Source organism: Pseudomonas mosselii (assembly GCF_003205295.1).
GTDB lineage: Bacteria > Pseudomonadota > Gammaproteobacteria > Pseudomonadales > Pseudomonadaceae > Aquipseudomonas > Aquipseudomonas mosselii_B.
Genome location: NZ_QJRP01000048.1, coordinates 1 through 17,101, shown reverse-complemented (window position 1 = coordinate 17,101; position 17,101 = coordinate 1). Strand labels below are relative to the sequence as shown.

The window sequence follows — 17,101 nt, the reverse complement described above, 5'->3', positions numbered from 1 at the left end:
GTCCATGAACCGACAACCCAACCATGCGAAAGCCAGGCGATACCTCAGTGATCACCTGGCAAGCTTTCCACGACCGGACCAGGAAGCCGCCGAAGCCATCCGCAAGTGGGGCAAGGAGCGGGGCATGGACCTCGACCCCGACAACACCCTGGCGGCCACCTTGCACTATCGCTCGGATGGTGCCCACGGCTGGGTCGGTATCGTCGCCGCAGAGCTGACCCTGGCCCAGGCAGTGCTGGGGGACTGGCAAGGCGAATCGGCCAACGACATCATCGGCGACCTGCTCGGCGGCCCCTGGGCCGGCCAGCTACCAGCCTCGGGTATCCGCGTGGTCGACAGGCTCGACTCCCGCAGCCCCTGGCAACCCCGCGCCGAAGATGCCGTTTTCAATGGCCTGTTCATGCGCACCACGCCGCAACGCTATGACGCCACCACGCACCTGTCGGTTTCGGCGCAGGACTTCCAGTCGTTCGTGTGGCACCTGGATTTTCGCAAGCACTACAAGGCCACGCTGGAGCGCTATTGGGAAGAGGGCCTGGAGCACTATCGCCTGGCAGCGAAAACCAGCTTCATCGCGGCTTGCAACAAGCAGGTGAGCGAGGGAAGCCTGAGCGACACTGGTCGTCGCCTGGCATGGCAGGCAGCAGGCATCGCCAAGCGCTCGCCGGGCTATCAAGCGCGTGCGATGAACATCTATGGCTATGCGTCCACCGACCTGGTACTGATCAGCGAATCCAGCGACGGTCCTGTGCTGCTGTACATTCCCGGCAACTCATCGCCACTGCACGAGTTCACCGACCGCAAGGCGCTCAGAGCCTGGGTCGGCGGGCAATGTCGCAATACCGACACCCGTGAGGCGCTACGCCGTCACTTTGCGCTCTCCGACACCCCGGACGGGCTGGACTTCAGCGGCTTGGACACCGCCCTGGAAGGCATGGGCATGTACCCGGCGATTCATCGCCTGTCACCCAACCGTCCCGGATTCACCACCAATGGGGCATGGCCTGCGCAGGTCTATGTCAACTACCGCCCCACCAAGTACAACCCCGCACTCAGAGGCGATCTGTTCCTGGCCCTGGCCAGACGTCAGCAACAACGCAGCCTGGCCGATGCGGACTTCCTCATCACCAGCAACAGCGACGTGCTCAAGGCCAGGTGGCGTGGCTATCTGGTCTCGGCCATCAACATGCTCGCGCCACTGATGTTCGTCCTGCCGGAGCTCGCACCGCTGTTTGCGCTGGCAGGCGCGATGCAATTCGGTTTCGGGCTCGATCAGGTGATCGATGGCAAGAACGCCGAGGAGAAGGCCGACGGCATATCGAATGCCACCTACGGGCTGCTCAACGCTGCCCCGCTGATCGTGGAAGGGGCGGCCAAGGCGAAAGTGCTGTTCCGCATCAAGAGCGATAACTTCGTGGTACCGAGCCGCATCAACGACCAGTTGGGCTACCCGCTGAGCCCGGTTTCCCCGCCCCACCTGCCTGACATCGACGTGGCGGAATTCTTCCACGACTCCGACGCCATCGCTGCGCTGCCCGGCGGCGATCCCGCGGTGGCCGGCGCGATCGTTCGTGTGCCGTGCTACGACGGCACCCACGACATGCTCACCGCCTCGGTCGGCGGCTACAACGCCGATATGGTGTATGACGTGGAGCGCGACGCTTTTCTGTTCGACGGTGACCTCAATGAAATCGACCCTACCTACTACATTGCCCGAACCGGCCAGCGAGACCTCGCTCCCGTGGAACTCGGTACGCGACAGGTCAGCAACGCCATGCGCGAAAGCAGCTTGCGGGCGATGGGCATCGACCTGAACCTGCCCTTCGAGCTGCCGCAGGTACCCACGGAGGGCCTGCAGCCGATACCCAAGCGAATCACTTGCCTGTGGATAGGCGATCATGTCATCGATGCCCGCCTGCTGGAAAACCTCTCCCTGAATGCGCGACGCCTTCAAGATAGCGCGTACCAGTTCCGCCTGTACCTCACCAAAGCGCTGCCAGCGGTCTATGAAGAGAACGTGCGGCTGCTGGCGGGTTCGGCCCCCGGCCTCAGCGTTCTGCCACTGGAGGAGCAGGCGTTCTTCCAGGCGTTTCGTCAAAGCCCGTCGTTCGAACAATACCAGGCGGCGCTGGATGGCAACGGCGGCGTCGCGCGCAATTACGCTTCAGCTTCGGATGTGCTGCGCTACCCGATGCTGGCCCAGGAGGGCGGCATCTACATGGACGTGGACGACACCTTGCTGGCCGCCCATGCCGATGGCAGCGGCGCGGCGATCGACACGGTGGATCTGCGCGCCACCCAGGATGGGCTGCTGATCCCACCGCCCATGCGCAACGAGAAGCTGCGCATGAACTGTCTGTTCAACACCAGCTTGATCGGCAGCCACGCGGGTAATCCGACGCTGACGGCCATTTCCGAGGAGATGCGCATGCGTTTTCTGGCAGGAAGAGACTTCTATGACGCCAAGCCAAGCCTTGCGGACGATCCAGAGGGATTCTATCGCTACGCCGGGCGCCTCAGCAGGCTCACCGGCCCTGCCTTGGTCACGGACATCATCGACCGCCAGTGGCCAGCCCTTCGTAACCTGCGCCATGCCGTCAATCTGCTCAGCATGCCGCAGATCAATGCTCGACAGTTCATCGATGTAGAAGCCCTGGCACAAGCGATTCACGATCAACTGCCGCTCAACCGCATTGCCCGCGTGGGTGGTTTTCATTCGTGGGCGCGCACCTGAGCCCAATGCGAAAATCGATACAGCCAGATGAAAAAGGCGACCGTTCGGTCGCCTTGCCACGCCTTCACTCGCCGCGGTGCAGCTTGCTCATCAACTGCGCCTCGGCCTGGGTCAATCCGCAGGTCTGGGTCAGCTCCTCGACGCTCGCCCCCATTCCCACCAGCTTGGCGGCCTGGGCGAAGGTGACGCTGTTGGGGTCGCGCTGCTCGAGTTGCTGCAACTTCTCGGGCAACGGCGCCACCACCGCGCGCAGCTCATGGATCGCCTCGCCCATGCGCACGGTGCCGTTCTGATAGTCGTCCAGGCGCTTGGCCAGGTCCTTGATGCGTTGGTCACGCAGCGCATCGCCCTGGGCCTGCTGGGCGGCCAGCTCACGCTGGCGCTTGCTGTAGTTGAGGAAGAACCACAGGCTCAGTGCCCAGAGCAGCGCCAGGAAGATGACAGCAACCTCGAAGATCAACTCAGATGTTCTCCAGCTCGGACCACTCTTCCTCGGTCATCATCTTGTCCAGTTCGACCAGGATCAGCAGCTCGCCGTTCTTGTTGCAGACGCCCTGGATGAACTTGGCCGACTCTTCGTTGCCAACGTTCGGCGCGGTCTCGATCTCCGACTGACGCAGGTAGACCACTTCGGCGACGCTGTCGACGAGGATGCCGACCACCTGCTTGTCCGCCTCGATGATGACGATGCGGGTGTTGTCGGTGACTTCGCTGGACATCAGGCCGAAGCGCTGGCGGGTGTCGATCACCGTCACCACGTTGCCGCGCAGGTTGATGATGCCCAGTACGTAGCTGGGCGCGCCCGGTACCGGGGCGATCTCGGTGTAGCGCAACACTTCCTGTACCTGCATCACATTGATGCCGTAGGACTCGTTGTCCAGACGGAAGGTAACCCATTGCAGGATCGGATCTTCGGAACCCTGTGCAGACGACTTTTTCATTCCCCTAGCCCTCTAAATCCGCCTTCGGCGGTGTGCTCTGTGTAGCCGCGGCAGTAGCGGCGTTGATTCAGTTGTGTTTGGTGTTCATCTGCTTGACCGCGCCACTGGCGATCAGCTCGGCCAGTTCGGCGACATCGAGCAGCGCGCACATGTGTTCGATCACCGTGCCGGCCAGCCACGGGCGTTGGCCGCGCTGGCTGCGCCACTTGATCTCGTTCGGGTCCAGGCGCAGCGAGCGGCTGACCTGGTGCACGGCCAAACCCCATTCGTAGCCCTGCACGGAAATCACGTATTGCAGGCCCTGGCGGAAATCGTCGCGATAGCGGTCCGGCATCACCCAGCGCGCCGTGTCGAGCACCTTGAGGTTGCCCGCCTGGCAGGTGAGGATGCCGAGGAACCAGTCCGGTTGGCCGAACAGCGGCGTCAGTTCCTGGCCGGCCAGGGTATAGATCGAACCCAGGCACACCAGCGGCACCGCCAGGGTCAGCCCGGCGACATCGAACAGCAGGCACTCGAATGGCTCGGCGGCCCAATCCGGACGGCCGTCGATGCTGGCCGGCGGTGTCGGCGCGGCAGGTGCCGCCGGCACATGCAGCTCCACCAGCGGCGCCACGGGCTCGATGACCTGGGCTTCGGTCAGGACCGGTATGCTGGCTTCTGCCACCATCTCGGCCTCGACCACGCTGACCACTGGTTCCACCACTGGCGCGGCAGGAGGCAGCACGGTCGGCAGGACCTTGGCCTGCGGCTCGGCAAAAGGCCGCACCGCAGGCATGGCCGGTGCGTCCTGGCGCTGGGCGTCACGGGCCTGTTCCTCGCGGACCGCGGCTGCGAAGTCATCGCTGGGAGCCTGTTCGACAGGCTGTACGACTGGGGCTTGCTGCTCCGACGGCAGCTCGAACGACTCGGTGGCCTCCTGCAACAGCCCATCGAGGTAGGACTGCAGGGCCATCTGCGGCTTGGTGGTGGTGTGCCGAGCCTGGTTCATCACGCCACCTGCAACGCGGAACGGTAGGTGAGCAGGTGCTTGAGCAGCGCCCGGTAGGCCACCACGCCACGGCTCTTGCCGTCGAACTGCGAAGGCGTGACGCCATTGCGGCTGGCGTCGCGCAGGCGCGTGTCCACCGGAATGTAACCCTGCCAGACCTGGTCGCCGTAGGTGTCGCGCAGTACTTTCAAGGTGCCCAGCGACGCCTGCGTGCGACGGTCGAACAGGGTCGGCACGATCTGGTAGGGCAGCGCCTGCTTGCGCGAGCGGTTGATCATGCCCAGGGTGCTGACCATGCGCTCCAGGCCCTTGACCGCGAGAAACTCGGTCTGCACCGGGATCACCAACTGCTGGCTGGCCGCCAGGGCGTTGACCATCAGCACGCCGAGCAAGGGCGGGCTGTCGATCAGGGCGAAGTCGAAATCCTGCCACAGCTGCGCCAGACTCTTGGCGATCACCAGGCCCAGGCCACTCTGCCCCGGCGACTGGCGCTCCAGCACCGCCAGCGCGGTGCTCGACGGCAGCAGCGAGATGCGCTCGTCGCTGGTCGGCAGCAGCAGTTGCCCCGGCAGGCCCTCGGGCACCGTGCCCTTGTGCAGGAACAGGTCATAGCAGCTGTGCTCGAGCGCATCGGGGTTGTGACCGAAGTAGCTGGTCATCGAGCCGTGCGGGTCGAGGTCGACCACGACCACGCGCTTGCCCGCCTCGGCCAGCAAGCCGGCCAGGGCGATGGTGGTGGTGGTCTTGCCGACGCCACCTTTTTGATTGGCTACTGCCCAGACTCTCATCGTGCGTTGCTTCCTCCCGGTATGGCCGCCTGCCCTGCCGGGAACGGTGTGAAATTCAGTGACGGGGATTTGACGAATTCAGCCCCCGGTCGACGGTGCTGGCGAGGCTGGTGCACTTTGTGTGCCAGCCCGGCGCATCGCCGCATCCGGGGTGGCATTGGCACTGCCGCTGCCGGTCAGGCTGCGACGCACCTCGAGGTTGCGCGAGATTACCAGCACCACCCGACGGTTGCGCGCACGCCCGTCGGCGGTGTCGTTGCCGGCCACCGGCTGGTACTCGCCATACCCCACCGAGGCCATGCGCGCCGGATTGACCCCTTCCATGGCCAGCAAGCGGACGATGCTCGCCGCCCGCGCCGACGACAGTTCCCAGTTGGTCGGGTACTGGGCGGTGCGGATCGGCAGGTTGTCGGTGAAGCCCTCGACGTGCACCGGGTTGGCGAACGGCCTGAGGATCTTCGCCACCTTCTCGATGATCTCGAAGGCGACATCGCTGGGCATGGCGTCGGCGCTGGCGAACAGCAGCGAGGAGTTGAGTTCGATCTCCACCCAGAGCTCGTTGCCGCGCACGGTCATCTGGTTGGACTTGATCAGGTCGCCAAAGGCGTCGCGGACATCGTCGGTGATGGTCTTGAGCGGATCGGCGCTGGTCTGGGCCAGGCCCGCGTCGGTCTGCTCGCTGTCCTTGATCAGCGGCTCGGCGGGCTTGACGCTCAGCGGCCGCTCGTCACCGATGGGGATCGGCTTCATGCTGCGCTCGGGGTCGTTGAACACCCCGATCAGCGCCTGGGAAATCTGCTTGTACTTGCCCTCGTTGATCGACGAGATCGAGTACATGACCACGAAGAAGGCGAACAGCAGGGTGATGAAGTCGGCGTACGAGACCAGCCAGCGCTCGTGGTTCTCGTGCTCTTCGATCTTGCGACGACGGGCCATGGCTTACTCCATGAAGCCTTGCAGCTTCAACTCGATCGAGCGCGGGTTCTCGCCTTCGGCAATCGACAGCAGGCCCTCGAGCAGCATCTCGCGGTAGCGCGACTGACGCAGGGTGATGGCCTTGAGCTTGTTGGCGATCGGCAGCAGGATCAGGTTGGCACTGGCCACGCCGTAGATGGTGGCGACGAAAGCCACGGCAATGCCGTTGCCCAGCTGTGAAGGATCGGCCAGGTTGCCCATCACGTGGATCAGGCCCATCACCGCACCGATGATACCGATGGTCGGCGCGTAGCCGCCCATGCTTTCGAACACCTTGGCCGCCTGGATGTCACGGGCTTCCTGGGTCAGGAAGTCGACTTCGAGGATGCTGCGAATAGCTTCCGGCTCGGCACCGTCGACCAGCAACTGCAGGCCCTTGCGCGCATAGGGATCCGGCTCGGCATCGGCCACGCCCTCCAGGCCCAGCAGGCCTTCCTTGCGTGCGGTCAGGCTCCAGTTCACCACCCGATCGATGCCGCCGGCCAGGTCGACCCGCGGCGGGAAGAAGATCCAGCGCACGATCTGCAACGCGCGCTTGAACGACGACAGCGGCGACTGCAGCAATGCCGCCGCCAGGGTACCACCGAGCACGATCAGCGCCGCCGGGCCGTTGATCAGCGCACCGACATGGCCGCCCTCCATGAAGTTGCCACCGACGATGGCGACAAAGGCGAGGATCAGGCCGATAAGGCTCAACACATCCATCAGACGCACGCCTCGACCAGGTGCTTGCCGATCTCGTCCAGGCTGTACACGGCATCGGCCAGGTTGGCCTTGACGATGGCCATGGGCATGCCATAGATCACGCAGCTGGCTTCATCCTGCGCCCACACGGTGCTGCCACCCTGCTTGAGCAGGCGCGCACCTTCGCGACCGTCGGCGCCCATGCCGGTGAGCACCACCGAGAGCACCTTGTCGCCATAGGACTTGGCGGCGGAGCCGAAGGTGATGTCCACGCAAGGCTTGTAGTTCAGGCGTTCGTCACCCGGCAGGATCTTCACCGTGCCGCGACCGTCGACCATCATCTGCTTGCCGCCCGGGGCCAGCAGCGCCAGGCCCGGACGCAGCACGTCACCGTCCTCGGCTTCCTTGACGCTGATCTTGCACAGCTTGTCCAGACGCTCGGCGAAGGCCTTGGTGAAGGCCGCCGGCATGTGCTGGATCAGCACGATCGGCGCCGGGAATCCGGCGGGCAGCTGGGTCAGCACCCGCTGCAGCGCCACCGGACCACCGGTGGAGGTGCCGATGGCGACCAGCTTGTACGGCTTGCGCTTGGGTGCCGGCGAGTGCGCGGCGGCCGGTGCCGCAGCGCGGGCCGGAGCGGCCGTGCGCGCGGGCGCGGTGCTGGCGAAGCTGCTGGCCGGCGCATGGCTGCTGGCTGGAGCTGGCGCGGCAGTCGGCGCCGGGCTGGAATAGGCGCTGAAACGGCGGTTGCTGCGCGAGATGGTATGGACCTTCTCGCACAGCATCTGCTTGACCTTCTCCGGGTTGCGCGAGATGTCCTCGAAGTTCTTCGGCAGGTAGTCGACCGCGCCGGCATCCAGGGCGTCGAGAGTGACGCGGGCGCCTTCGTGGGTCAGCGAGGAGAACATCAGCACCGGCGTCGGGCAGCGCTGCATGATGTGACGCACCGCGGTGATGCCGTCCATCATGGGCATTTCATAGTCCATGGTGATGACATCGGGCTTGAGCGCCAGCGCCTGGTCGATCGCTTCCTTGCCGTTGGTCGCGGTACCCACGACCTGGATCGTCGGGTCCGCCGAGAGAATTTCCGAGACACGGCGGCGGAAGAAACCGGAATCATCCACCACCAGGACCTTGACTGCCATAAACACTCCATTAGGCGGCGCGCCCGCCAGGGCGCGCCACCGAAATCAAATACGCCGGGCGGCGTAACGCTTGAGCATGCTCGGAACGTCGAGGATCAGCGCGATCCGCCCGTCACCGGTGATGGTCGCGCCGGACATGCCCGGGGTGCCCTGCAGCATCTTGCCCAGTGGCTTGATCACCACCTCTTCCTGGCCAACCAGCTGGTCGACCACGAAGCCGATCCGCTGGGTGCCGACCGACAGGATCACCACATGGCCTTCGTGCTGCTCCTCGTGCTCGTGGTCCTGGACCAGCCAGCGCTTGAGGTAGAACAGCGGCAGCGCCTTGTCGCGCACGATCACCACTTCCTGGCCGTCGACCACATTGGTGCGCGACAGGTCGAGGTGGAAGATCTCGTTGACGTTGACCAGCGGGAAGGCGAACGCCTGGTTGCCCAGCATCACCATCAGGGTCGGCATGATTGCCAGGGTCAGCGGCACCTTGATGACGATCTTCGAACCCTGACCCTTGGCCGAGAAGATGTTGATCGAGCCGTTGAGCTGGGAAATCTTGGTCTTCACCACGTCCATGCCGACGCCGCGGCCGGACACGTCGGAGATCTCGGTCTTGGTCGAGAAGCCCGGGGCGAAGATCAGGTTGTAGCAGTCCGACTCGCTCAGGCGGTCGGCTGCATCCTTGTCCATCAGGCCCTTTTCCACGGCCTTGGCGCGCAGGATGCTCGGGTCCATGCCCTTGCCGTCGTCGGAGATCGACAGCAGGATGTGGTCACCCTCCTGCTCGGCGGACAGCACCACCCGGCCCATGCGCGACTTGCCGGAGGCCTCGCGCTCGTCGGGCATCTCGACGCCATGGTCGACGGCGTTGCGCACCAGGTGCACCAGCGGGTCGGCCAGGGCCTCGACCAGGTTCTTGTCGAGGTCGGTCTCTTCGCCGACCAGCTCCAGGTTGATTTCTTTCTTGAGCTGGCGGGCCAGGTCACGAACCAGGCGCGGGAAGCGGCCGAAGACTTTCTTGATCGGCTGCATGCGGGTCTTCATGACCGCAGTCTGCAGGTCAGCGGTGACCACATCGAGGTTGGACACGGCCTTGGACATGGCCTCGTCGCCGCTGTTGAGCCCCAGGCGCACCAGGCGGTTACGCACCAGCACCAGCTCGCCGACCATGTTCATGATCTCGTCCAGGCGCGCGGTATCGACCCGCACGGTGGTTTCCGCTTCGCTGGCGCCGTGCTTCTCGGCGGCAGGCGCCGGTGCGCGGGCCGCAGCGGCAGGCTTGGCGGCAGCCGGAGCTGCGGCGGGCGCGGGGGCCGGTGCCGGCTTGGCGACAGGCTTGACCTCGGCCTTGGCCGCGACAGGTGCGGCGACGGCAGCAGGCGCCTCGGCGGTGACTGCGTCACCGGAGAACTTGCCCTTGCCATGCAGCTGGTCAAGCAGTGCCTCGAATTCGTGTTCGCTGATGCTCTCGTCGCTCGCGGCGGGTGCCGCGCTGGCCGCTGGCGCGGCGGCGCCTGGTAGTGCGTCGACGGCGAAGGTGCCTTTACCGTGCAGCTGGTCGAGCAGCGACTCGAACTCGTCGTCGGTGATCTCGTCGCTGGCCGGGGCAGCTGCCGCAGGCGCACTGACGGCGGCATCGGCCGAGAACTGGCCCTTGCCGTGCAACTGGTCGAGCAGAGACTCGAACTCGGCGTCGGTGATCTCGTCACCACCACCGCTGATCTCTTCACCCTGCAACTGCTCATGAGCCTGAGCTTCGGCCTTGACGGCATCGAGCGAGTCGAGCAGTTGCTCGAACTCGGTATCGGTAATGTCGGGCTCGGCAGCCGGGGCCTCGACCACCGGCGCTGCCTCGGCCACCGGGGCCGGGGCTTCGCCGCCACCGGGCTCGGCCAGGCGCGACAGCGCCGCCAGCAGCTCCGGCGTGGCCGGTGTGACGTCGGTACGCTCGCGCACCTGGCCGAACATGCTGTTGACCGTATCGAGGGCCTCGAGCACCACATCCATCAGTTCCGCGTCAACCCGGCGCTCACCTTTGCGCAGGATGTCGAACACGTTCTCGGCAATGTGGCAGCACTCCACCAACTCATTGAGCTGAAGGAAGCCGGCGCCCCCTTTTACAGTGTGGAAACCGCGGAAAATCGCATTGAGCAGGTCCGCGTCATCAGGCCGGCTTTCCAGCTCGACCAATTGCTCGGACAGTTGCTCGAGGATTTCGCCGGCTTCTACCAGGAAATCCTGGAGGATTTCTTCATCGGCGCCGAAGCTCATTAAACGTGCTCCTTAAAAACCCAGGCTGGACAACAGATCGTCGACATCGTCCTGGCTGGACACGACGTCTTCACGCTTATCGGCATGAATCTGCGGACCTTCACCCCGAGTCGGATGTTTTTCTTGATCTTTTTCAGCACGCAGCTGCTGGTGGTCATGTTCGATCCCGGCAAAGCGGTCGACCTGGCTTGCCATCAGCACGAGCTTGAGCAGATTGCTTTCGACTTCGGTGACCAGCGTGGTCACCCGTTTGATCACCTGGCCGGTGAGATCCTGATAATCCTGAGCCAGGACGATATCGTTGATATGGCCGGCGACCTTCTGGTTACCTTCGGCGCTGTGCGCCAGGAAACTGTCCACACGCTTGACCAGCTCACGGAACTCCGGCGCCGCCACCTCGCGGCGCATGAAGCGCTGCCAGTCGGCGGACAGGCTCTGGGCCTCGGCGGCGAGGTCGTTGAGCACCGGGGTGCACGCCTCCGCCAGGTCCATGGTGCGGTTGGCCGCACCTTCGGTGAGGCGAACCACGTAGGAGAGGCGTTCGGCGGCATCGGTAATCTGCGACACTTCCTCGGCCTGCGGCATGGCCGGGTCGATCTGGAAGTTGACGATTGCACTGTGCAGTTCGCGGGTGAGCTTGCCGACTTCCTGGTACAGCCCGCGGTCGCGGGTCTGGTTCAGTTGGTGGATCAGCTGCACCGCATCACCGAACCGGCCGCGCTCAAGGCTCTCGACCAGTTCCTGGGCATGCTTCTTCAGGGTTGATTCGAACTCACCCAAAGAGTTGTTGGTTGACTCCATTGCGCCCCCCAGACGTGACTCAGCCGTTGACGCGTTCGAAGATCTTTTCGATCTTTTCTTTCAGCGCCAGGGCGGTGAAAGGCTTGACCACATAGCCGTTTACGCCGGCCTGGGCAGCTTCGATGATCTGCTCGCGCTTGGCTTCGGCGGTGACCATCAACACCGGCAGGTGCTTGAGGCGCTCGTCGGCACGAACCGCGCGCAGCAGGTCGATACCGGTCATGCCCGGCATGTTCCAGTCGGTCACCAGGAAGTCGAAGTGCTCGCTGGTGAGCATCGGCAGTGCCGTGTTGCCGTCATCAGCTTCCTTGACGTTGGTGAAACCCAGGTCACGCAACAGGTTCTTGATGATCCGCCGCATCGTCGAAAAGTCGTCAACGATGAGGATTTTCATGTCTTTGTTCAATTAGACCTCCAAGCAGTCTTAAACGCGCTCGGCGCCGAGCGCGCGCTCAATCAATTCGGCACCACAATAAAACGACTGCATCGAACATGGTTCAACGCGCCCGCCATTCCCCCAGGCGACTGCGCAGACGCGCCGCGCACTGGCTGTGCAACTGGCTGACACGCGATTCGCTGACCCCCAGGACCTCACCGATTTCCTTGAGGTTCAGCTCTTCGTCGTAGTACAGCGCCAGGACCAGGCGCTCGCGCTCCGGCAGGTTGGCGATCGCATCGGCCAGGGCGGCCTGGAAGCGCTCGTCCTCCAGGTCCCGCGATGGCTCCAGCTGGCCGCTGGCTCCGTCCTCGTGCAGCCCCTCGTGTTCGCCGTCCTGCAGCAGGTCGTCGAAACTGAACAGGCGGCTGCCCAAGGTGTCGTTCAAAATCCCGTAGTAATCATCGAGACTCAATTGGAGTTCGGCAGCAACCTCGTGATCTTTAGCGTCGCGCCCAGTCTTTGCTTCGACACAGCGAATCGCATCGCTGACCATACGCGTGTTGCGGTGCACCGAGCGCGGTGCCCAGTCGCCCTTGCGCACCTCGTCGAGCATGGCGCCGCGGATGCGGATGCCGGCATAGGTTTCGAAACTGGCGCCCTTGCTGGCGTCGTACTTGTTGGCCACTTCCAGCAGGCCGATCATCCCGGCCTGAATCAGGTCCTCGACCTGGACGTTGGCCGGCAAGCGCGCCAGCAGGTGGTAGGCGATGCGCTTGACCAGCGGCGCGTAGCGCTCGATCAGCTCGTATTGAGCGTCCTTGGCGGCCTTGCTGTACATCTTGAAACCGCTCGCGTTCATAGCACCGGCCCTGCACTGGTGGGCTGCACCAGGCGCTCGACGAAGAATTCCAGGTGTCCGCGCGGGTTGGCAGGCAGCGGCCAGCTGTCGACCTTCTGCGCAATGGCCTTGAAGGCCAGCGCGCACTTGGACCGCGGGAAGGCCTCGTAGACCGCCCGCTGCTTCTGCACGGCCTTGCGCACACACTCGTCGTACGGCACGGCGCCAACGTATTGTAGGGCGACGTCAAGGAAACGATCCGTGACCTTGGTCAACTTGGCGAACAGGTTGCGCCCTTCCTGCGGGCTCTGGGCCATGTTGGCCAGCACGCGAAAGCGATTCATCCCGTAGTCGCGGTTAAGCAGCTTGATCAGGGCGTAGGCGTCGGTGATCGAGGTCGGCTCGTCGCACACCACCAGCAGTACTTCCTGGGCGGCGCGCACGAAGCTGACTACCGAGTCACCGATACCTGCGGCGGTGTCGATCACCAGCACGTCGAGGTTGTCGCCGATCTCGCTGAAAGCCTGAATCAGGCCGGCATGCTGGGCAGGCGCCAGGTGCACCATGCTCTGGGTGCCGGAGGCCGCCGGGACGATGCGCACACCCCCAGGCCCCTGCAGCAGCACGTCGCGCAGTTCGCAGCGGCCCTCGATGACGTCGGCCAGGGTGCGCTTGGGCGTGAGCCCCAGCAGAACGTCGACATTGGCCAGGCCCAGGTCGGCGTCCAGCAACATGACCCGGCGGCCGAGCTCGGCCAGCGCCAGGGACAGGTTCACTGAAACGTTAGTCTTGCCGACGCCACCTTTGCCACCGGTCACGGCGATCACCTGTACGGGATGCATGCTACCCATGTCTGTTGTTTACCTTGTCTCGCTTGGACCCAGGCCACATGAGGGGCTGAACGTTCAAGGCCACGGTCCGGCCGGGCAACCCCATGATGTAGGTACTTTGCACAGTATTCACCCTCAACCCGCGCGTTTGCCGGAGTTGTGGTAGAGATCAGCGAACATGTCGGCCATGGCCTCGTCGCTGGGCTCGTCCTGCAACTGCACGCTGACCGCGCGGCTCACCAGCTGGTGCTTGCGCGGCAGTTGCAGGTCGTCAGGAATGCGCGGCCCATCGGTCAGATAGGCCACCGGCAGTTCATGACTGATGGCAAGGCTCAGTACTTCACCGAGGCATGCCGTTTCATCGAGCTTGGTCAGGATGCAACCGGCCAGGCCGCAGCGCTTGTAGCTGTGGTAGGCGGCGGTGAGCACCTGCTTCTGGCTGGTGGTCGCCAGCACCAGGTAATTCTTGGCGGCGATGCCGCGCCCGGCCAGGGTCTCGAGCTGCATGCGCAGCGCCGGGTCACTGGCCTGCAGGCCGGCGGTGTCGATCAGCACCACGCGCTTGCGCAGCAGCGGCTCCAGCGCCTGGGCCAACGACTCGCCCGGGTCGACGTAGGTGACCGGCACGTTGAGGATGCGCCCCAGCGTCTTGAGCTGCTCCTGGGCACCGATGCGGAAGCTGTCCATGCTCACCAGCGCCAGGTTGCTCGCGCCGTACTTGAGCACGTAGCGCGCGGCCAGCTTGGCCAGGGTAGTGGTCTTGCCCATGCCGGCCGGGCCGACCATGGCGATGACCCCGCCCTCCTCGATCGGTTCGATCTCGGGTACGTCGATCATCCGCGCCAGGTGCGCCAGGACCATGCGCCAGGCGTGTCGTGGCTCTTCGATCTCGGCGGTGAGGTCGAGCAGTTCGCGGGCCAGGCCACCGGACAGACCCAGGCGCTGCAGGCGGCGCCAGAGGTTGGCCTGCTGTGGCTTGCTGCCCTGCAGCTGGCTCCAGGCGAGCGAGCCGAGCTGGACTTCCAGCAGCTCGCGCAGGCCGGTCAGCTCGAAGCGCATGGCGTCGAACAGGCGCGGATCGACGGGTGCCGGCGCCGCAGCGACGACCGGGGCAGGCTCCTCGACATGCGTTTCGATCAACGGCTCGGACGCGGTCAGCGACTGGCCGGCGAACAACTGACGGTTGCCGCCTTCGACGGCATCGCCGCGTCCGGTCAGTTCGGCCTGGGCGGTAACAATGCGCGACTGCGTCTTGCGCAGCTCGTCCTCAAGCTCCGCATTGGGCACGCGTGGGGCCAGGGCGGACAGCTTGTAGTCCAGCGCAGCCGTCAGTTCGACACCGCCAGCGATGCGCCGGTTGCCGATGATGGCGGCGTCGGAGCCGAGCTCATCCCGGACCAGCTTCATGGCCTGACGCATATCGGCGGCGAAAAAACGCTTAACTTGCATAACCCACTACCTCAGCCGTTCGGGCCCACGGTGGCAACGATGGTGACTTGCTTGTTGTCAGGTATTTCCTGATACGCCAAAACATGCAAATTCGGTACAGCCAGGCGACCGAAGCGCGACAGCATGGCGCGGATCGGGCCGGCGACCAGGAGGATGGCCGGCTGGCCCTGCATTTCCTGGCGCTGGGCCGCCTCGATCAACGAGCGCTGAAGCTTTTCGGCCATGCTCGGTTCAAGAAGAACACCATCTTCCTGACCCTGCCCGGCCCTTTGCAGACTATTGAGCAAGATCTGTTCCAACCTTGGTTCCAGGGTGATCACAGGTAGCTCGGACTCAACGCCGACAATGCTTTGCACGATGGCGCGAGACAATCCGACGCGCACCAGCGCCACCAGCGCGGCGGTATCTTGACTCTTTGTCGGGTTGTTGGCGATGGCTTCGGCAATGCTGCGGATGTCACGTACCGGCACCTGTTCGGCAAGCAATGCCTGCAGGACCTTGAGCAGGCCCGACAAGGAAATGACACCCGGCACCACCTCCTCGGCCAGTTTCGGCGAGACCTTGGCCAGCACCTGCAGCAACTGCACCACCTCCTCGTGCCCGATCAGCTCGTGACAGTGCTTCTGCAGGATCTGGTTGAGGTGGGTGGCGACCACGGTGCTGGCGTCGACCACGGTATAGCCCAGCGACTGCGCCTGGGCGCGCTGGCCGACATCGATCCACACCGCCTCCAGGCCGAACGCCGGATCGCGCGAGGCGATGCCGTTGAGGGTGCCGAACACCTGGCCGGGGTTGATTGCCAGCTCCCGGTCCGGGTAGATCTCGGCCTCGGCCAGGATCACACCCATCAGCGTCAGGCGATAGGCACTGGGCTGCAGGTCGAGGTTGTCGCGGATGTGCACGGTGGGCATGAGGAAGCCCAGGTCCTGGGAAAGCTTCTTGCGCACACCCTTGATCCGCGCCAGCAGTTGACCGCCCTGGTTGCGGTCCACCAGCGGGATCAGGCGATAGCCGACTTCCAGGCCGATCATGTCGATGGGAGTGACGTCATCCCAGCCCAGCTCCTTGGTTTCCATGGCGCGCTGGGGCGATGGCAGCAGGTCCTGCTGGCGCTGGACTTCCTGCTGGGCGGCGAGCTTGGTCTTCTGCTGTTTCTTCCACACCAGGTAGGCACCGCCACCGGCCAGCGCGCCGAGGCTGAGGAAGGCGACATGCGGCATGCCCGGGACCAGGCCCATGACGATCATCAGTCCGGCCGACACGCCCAGCGCCTTCGGCGAGTCGAACATCTGCCGGTTGATCAGCTTGCCCATGTCCTCGGAGCCCGAGGCGCGGGTGACCATGATCGCGGCAGCGGTGGACAGCAGCAGCGATGGCAACTGCGCCACCAAACCGTCACCGATGGTCAGCAGGGCGTAGACCTTGCCGGCGTCGGCGAAGGTCATGTTGTGCTGCAGCATGCCGATGAGCATGCCGCCGATGAGGTTGATGAAGAGGATCAGCAGGCCGGCGATGGCATCACCGCGAACGAACTTGCTGGCACCGTCCATGGAGCCGTAGAACTCGGCTTCCTGGGCAACCTCGGCGCGGCGGGACTTGGCCTGGGCCTGGTCGATCAGGCCGGCGTTGAGGTCGGCGTCGATGGCCATCTGCTTGCCGGGCATGGCGTCGAGGGTGAAGCGCGCGCTCACCTCGGAGATGCGCCCGGCGCCCTTGGTCACCACGACGAAGTTGATGATCATGAGGATGGCGAACACCACGGCACCGACGACGTAGTTGCCGCCGATCACCACTTCACCGAAGGCCTGGATCACCTTGCCCGCGGCGCCGTGTCCTTCCTGGCCGTGGAGCATGACCACGCGGGTGGAGGCGACGTTCAGCGCCAGGCGCAGCAACGTGGCCACCAGCAGGATGGTGGGGAACGCGGCGAAATCCAGGGGGCGCAGGGCGTAGACGCAGACCAGCAGGACCACGATCGACAGGGCGATGTTGAAGGTGAAGAACACGTCGAGCAGGAACGGCGGGATCGGCAACATCATCATTGCCAGCATCACCAGCAGGAGCAGCGGCACGCCGAGGTTGCCCCGGCCGAGACCGGCCAGGTTGTTACGGGCGCTGCTGATTAACTGAGTGCGATCCACCGCGATTCCTCTTCAAGCAAAACTTTGACGCCTGTGTGGCGGCTGGCGCTGCCTTTGCAAGAAGCTTTCCAACTTTTCTGGGGGTGGGGTTTTCGGGGCGTTCGGGTTCGGGTTCGGGTTCGGGTTCGGGTTCGGGTTCGGGT

General features: G+C 64.5%; 15 protein-coding genes. 1 reads left to right on the top strand and 14 read right to left on the bottom strand.

The window, feature by feature from the left end; genetic code table 11:
- Positions 1-4: 4 nt before the first annotated feature.
- Complete coding sequence (locus DMX06_RS24405; RefSeq protein WP_110739732.1) at positions 5-2,734, top strand: dermonecrotic toxin domain-containing protein; 2,730 nt, start codon at positions 5-7, stop codon at positions 2,732-2,734.
- A 64-nt stretch (positions 2,735-2,798) separates the two neighbouring features.
- Here DMX06_RS24405 and DMX06_RS24400 read toward each other — a convergent pair whose 3' ends face one another.
- The 14 genes from DMX06_RS24400 to flhA form a co-directional block, all read right to left on the bottom strand.
- On the bottom strand, positions 2,799-3,194 hold the full coding sequence (locus tag DMX06_RS24400) for a DUF2802 domain-containing protein (RefSeq protein WP_023630608.1): 396 nt from the start codon (positions 3,192-3,194) through the stop codon (positions 2,799-2,801).
- A gap of 1 nt (position 3,195) precedes the next feature.
- Positions 3,196-3,675: a chemotaxis protein CheW gene (locus DMX06_RS24395; RefSeq protein WP_023630607.1), complete on the bottom strand. Its 480-nt coding sequence runs from the start codon at positions 3,673-3,675 to the stop codon at positions 3,196-3,198.
- Between the two features lie 67 nt (positions 3,676-3,742).
- Positions 3,743-4,663 (bottom strand): CheW domain-containing protein, encoded by a 921-nt coding sequence (locus DMX06_RS24390; protein ID WP_110739731.1) that lies wholly within the window; start codon positions 4,661-4,663, stop codon positions 3,743-3,745.
- Positions 4,663-5,451: a ParA family protein gene (locus tag DMX06_RS24385; protein ID WP_028691011.1), complete on the bottom strand. Its 789-nt coding sequence runs from the start codon at positions 5,449-5,451 to the stop codon at positions 4,663-4,665. The genes DMX06_RS24390 and DMX06_RS24385 overlap by 1 nt, the downstream gene beginning before the upstream one ends.
- A 78-nt stretch (positions 5,452-5,529) precedes the next feature.
- Positions 5,530-6,387, bottom strand: coding sequence for a flagellar motor protein MotD (gene motD / locus DMX06_RS24380; RefSeq protein ID WP_110739730.1), 858 nt, complete (start codon positions 6,385-6,387; stop codon positions 5,530-5,532).
- Positions 6,388-6,390: 3 nt separating this feature from the next.
- Positions 6,391-7,131, bottom strand: coding sequence for a flagellar motor protein (locus DMX06_RS24375; protein ID WP_110739729.1), 741 nt, complete (start codon positions 7,129-7,131; stop codon positions 6,391-6,393).
- Positions 7,131-8,255 carry a protein-glutamate methylesterase/protein-glutamine glutaminase gene (locus DMX06_RS24370; protein WP_110739728.1) on the bottom strand — a complete coding sequence of 375 codons (1,125 nt, stop codon included), beginning with the start codon at positions 8,253-8,255 and terminating at the stop codon, positions 7,131-7,133. The genes DMX06_RS24375 and DMX06_RS24370 overlap by 1 nt, the downstream gene beginning before the upstream one ends.
- A gap of 45 nt (positions 8,256-8,300) precedes the next feature.
- Positions 8,301-10,520, bottom strand: coding sequence for a chemotaxis protein CheA (locus DMX06_RS24365; protein WP_110739727.1), 2,220 nt, complete (start codon positions 10,518-10,520; stop codon positions 8,301-8,303).
- A 12-nt stretch (positions 10,521-10,532) separates the two neighbouring features.
- Positions 10,533-11,321 (bottom strand): protein phosphatase CheZ, encoded by a 789-nt coding sequence (locus DMX06_RS24360; protein ID WP_110739726.1) that lies wholly within the window; start codon positions 11,319-11,321, stop codon positions 10,533-10,535.
- Between the two features lie 19 nt (positions 11,322-11,340).
- Entirely contained in the window at positions 11,341-11,715 is a 375-nt protein-coding gene (locus tag DMX06_RS24355; RefSeq protein WP_023630863.1) for a chemotaxis response regulator CheY, read from the bottom strand.
- 103 nt (positions 11,716-11,818) lie between these two features.
- A complete protein-coding gene (gene fliA / locus DMX06_RS24350; protein WP_028691004.1) occupies positions 11,819-12,559 on the bottom strand; it encodes an RNA polymerase sigma factor FliA in 741 nt (246 codons plus the stop codon).
- The gene (fleN, locus tag DMX06_RS24345; protein ID WP_016393812.1) at positions 12,556-13,389 is read right to left on the bottom strand and encodes a flagellar synthesis regulator FleN; all 834 of its coding nucleotides are present in this window, start codon (positions 13,387-13,389) and stop codon (positions 12,556-12,558) included. Before fleN ends, fliA begins: the two co-directional genes overlap by 4 nt.
- A gap of 114 nt (positions 13,390-13,503) precedes the next feature.
- On the bottom strand, positions 13,504-14,817 hold the full coding sequence (gene flhF, locus DMX06_RS24340; protein ID WP_110739725.1) for a flagellar biosynthesis protein FlhF: 1,314 nt from the start codon (positions 14,815-14,817) through the stop codon (positions 13,504-13,506).
- 11 nt (positions 14,818-14,828) lie between these two features.
- Positions 14,829-16,958 carry a flagellar biosynthesis protein FlhA gene (gene flhA / locus DMX06_RS24335; RefSeq protein WP_110739724.1) on the bottom strand — a complete coding sequence of 710 codons (2,130 nt, stop codon included), beginning with the start codon at positions 16,956-16,958 and terminating at the stop codon, positions 14,829-14,831.
- Between the last annotated feature and the right edge of the window lie 143 nt (positions 16,959-17,101).